Here is a 2909-nt window from a genome sequence, read left to right as displayed (position 1 = left end):
GGCGTCGATATCAATCCGGGGCGCGTCGAACTCGCGAAGAAGTTCGGCATGACGCACTTCATCAACCCGAAGGAAGTCGAGAACGTCGTCGACCACATCGTGCAACTCACCGATGGCGGCGCCGACTATTCGTTCGAATGCGTCGGCAACGTCAAGCTGATGCGCCAGGCGCTCGAATGCACGCACAAGGGCTGGGGGCAATCGTTCATCATCGGCGTGGCGGCGGCAGGCGAGGAAATCTCGACGCGGCCGTTCCAGCTCGTCACGGGCCGCGAGTGGAAAGGCTCGGCGTTCGGCGGCGCGCGCGGGCGCACGGACGTGCCGAAGATCGTCGACTGGTACATGGAAGGCAAGATCAACATCGACGATCTCATCACGCACCATCTGCCGCTCGAACGCATCAACGAAGGCTTCGATCTGATGAAGAAGGGCGAGTCGATCCGATCCGTCGTCATGTATTAATTGAGTCAAACGATGCTTTAACTTCTTTGGATGACAACGTTGCTTCGATCTCGTCCAGCGGTTAGCACCGGGTCGGAATCGATCAGCCGGCATAGCAATTTCCGTCCTTCCCTAAGGAAGCAGCGCCCACCAAATGCCGGCGCTGTCCTACTCGACGGCTGATGTGCTCCGAAGAGACCATCCGTGAAGCTTGGCAACCCACGGGAATCCACGGATGAGAGACCCTCAAACTTTTAGCAGGCGCCAACGGCGCTCCGATTCAACGCAGCTCACCTGAAGGAATACACATGGATGTTTTTACACACGTTACTGTTGGCACAAACAATCTAGAAAAAGCGCGCTCGTTCTACGACAGTGTGCTCGGCGAAATCGGGTTGAAGCGCGTCAACGATCTTGGCGACCAAGGTTCCATCTGGGGTCAAGAATCACCGTCATTTTTCGTTCTGACGCCGGCAAACGGTCAAGCCGCGTCCGTGGGAAACGGCGTAACCGTCTCCTTTGAGGCGCCGAATCGTGCGTCGATCGATGCATTTCACAAAACTGCGATTGCTGCGGGCGGCCAGTGCGAAGGTGCCGCGGGTCCTCGCGGTTGGGCACCAAACGCATATGCTGCGTATGTTCGAGATCTTGACGGCAATAAACTCGCTGTTTATTGCTTCAAGTCCGAGTAACGCCAGCTGTCAGGGGTCGTCTTGGGCCCTGACACTGTAGGCTTCGTACCCTTCTGTGTATTCGTTTAGCGGGGACTTGCCGAAGCGGTCTCGGTAGTTCAATGCGCGCGCCCGAGATGTGTCGGGAAGCGCGTAACTTTACATAAAGGAATTTAGCGACGTTTATTTGTTATCCTAATTGTAACCCTCAAACTCGCCGATGATTAGCGTCATTGTGTCTTCAAAGGTTCGGGGCATGCGTTCGGTGGCAGCGGAGAAACTTTGATGACAGCCAGGCGCGCGTATCGAGGGTAGTCGAGCTACTACGTACTTCCACCGTCGTTTAAAGATGCTTCCTATTTCGGGAATACTTTAACGTGCGCCTAAAGGGTCGACGAACTGCTAGATAAACTACCGCTGCGACGGACAGGTCCATCGTTGCCTTTGGTCTACAACTCTCGAAGAATGGTCGTCGGTGTGCTGATCAGCGTCTTCAATGTTTGACTCCTGGATCCCGAGCCCACACGAGAGAGCGAGTCCACCCCATGTACCACGTCGCAAACAAGTCAGCGCTGTCGGGACGAATATTTTCCAGAGTTACCTTCTGGCGTTCTGCCTGCGCAAGTTCCATGCTATTCCCCGAATTTGTGGAGCCCGATCGAAAGGTCGCCCAGCCCATCGAATGGCATTTGCGTGCCCATCTTGAATCGGGCCTGCGTTAGCGGCCCCACTTTGTGGAGCTCACGGGTTTTAACACTGCTATAAAGTCTCTACAGTTCAAACAGGATCGAGGCGCGTACATAGTTGAGCGATGTCCTAGGACTGGCGTCAACACCCTCAGGTGTTGCTCCAATCCAGCGCTCGGCCACCGAACACTTCCTGCGGCCAAAGCATGCAGCGGAAAAACTCCTGGTCGACTTTGTGCAGGCCTTCCTCGTCAACGAGGATCGCATCCGTGCCGACACTTGACATCGCGACTGCTTTGACTTTATGACAGTGCAGCAGGTCATAAATCTCATTCAGTGACTCACTGCCTCGACCGGAAGCAATTCGCTCAACTTCCGTCAGGTCTTGGTGAATGGGTCGATCAGATAGGTTCGTGTCATGGTTACGATCGGCACCGAGCGTTCGGCACCGCGAGCGGGTGAAGGAGTTTGTAATGCACGGATTTCCGACTGTAGCAATCCGCCTCTTGCTTAAGTCCGCGCCACAACCGTTGGAGTTTCCGAATCTCGCTTCTAAGTGCATCGAGGTGATCTCGTGTCATACGATCGGCGTCCACCCAAGGTTCCTCTGCATAACGTGCAATTTTGAGCAACTCACGGATTTCGTCGAAGGTGAAGCCGAGCTCACGGCCGTGCCGAATGAACGCCAGACATTCGACGATGGTGTTGTCGTATTCGCGAAACCCATTGCTGGCCCGGGAGGGAGCGGGCAACAGAGCCACCTTCTCGTAGTAGCGAATCGTTTCGATACTGGTGCCGGAGAGTCGGCTCAGCATGCGTATGGAATAGGTGACGGTCATGGTAAGTCCGATAGCCTGCCTCGTGCTTCAATTTCCCCAAGGGTTACGCTTCCAGCGATAAATAATGATAATTGGCTTATTGTGGTTGCGCTCCCCAATGCCTCATTGATGCAGAATCGGCGCAAAGGCCACAACGACACGACCTGAATACGATGGACGACCCAGAATCGCTTTCCCTGGCACTGCCCGACGGCACTATGGTCTCTGCGCTCCTCCGAGCGCCGAAGGACGCGCGAGCCCTGTATGTCTTCGCGCACGGTGCCGGGGCGGGC

The 2909-nt window shown here is 55.5% G+C and carries 4 protein-coding genes; 2 read left to right on the top strand and 2 right to left on the bottom strand.

Going from position 1 to position 2909, the window contains the following annotated elements:
- Both AWB67_RS35955 and AWB67_RS35950 read left to right on the top strand, forming a co-directional pair.
- Window positions 1-462: zinc-binding dehydrogenase (locus AWB67_RS35955; protein WP_143328474.1), on the top strand; the 462-nt coding region annotated here is incomplete at its 5' end.
- Between the two features lie 287 nt (window positions 463-749).
- Window positions 750-1133 (top strand): VOC family protein, encoded by a 384-nt coding sequence (locus AWB67_RS35950; protein WP_087660630.1) that lies wholly within the window; start codon window positions 750-752, stop codon window positions 1131-1133.
- 816 nt (window positions 1134-1949) lie between these two features.
- Here the strand turns inward: AWB67_RS35950 and AWB67_RS43130 are convergent.
- Together AWB67_RS43130 and AWB67_RS35945 are read right to left on the bottom strand one after the other, a co-directional pair.
- Entirely contained in the window at window positions 1950-2084 is a 135-nt protein-coding gene (locus AWB67_RS43130) for a hypothetical protein (protein ID WP_268808162.1), read from the bottom strand.
- Window positions 2085-2220: 136 nt separating this feature from the next.
- Entirely contained in the window at window positions 2221-2637 is a 417-nt protein-coding gene (locus AWB67_RS35945; RefSeq protein ID WP_087660629.1) for a MerR family transcriptional regulator, read from the bottom strand.
- Window positions 2638-2909 lie beyond the last annotated feature (272 nt).

Source organism: Caballeronia terrestris (assembly GCF_001544515.1).
Taxonomy (GTDB): Bacteria; Pseudomonadota; Gammaproteobacteria; order Burkholderiales; family Burkholderiaceae; genus Caballeronia; species Caballeronia terrestris.
The sequence above is the reverse complement of the archived record's forward strand: the minus strand, read 5'-3'. Positions and strand labels throughout refer to the sequence as shown.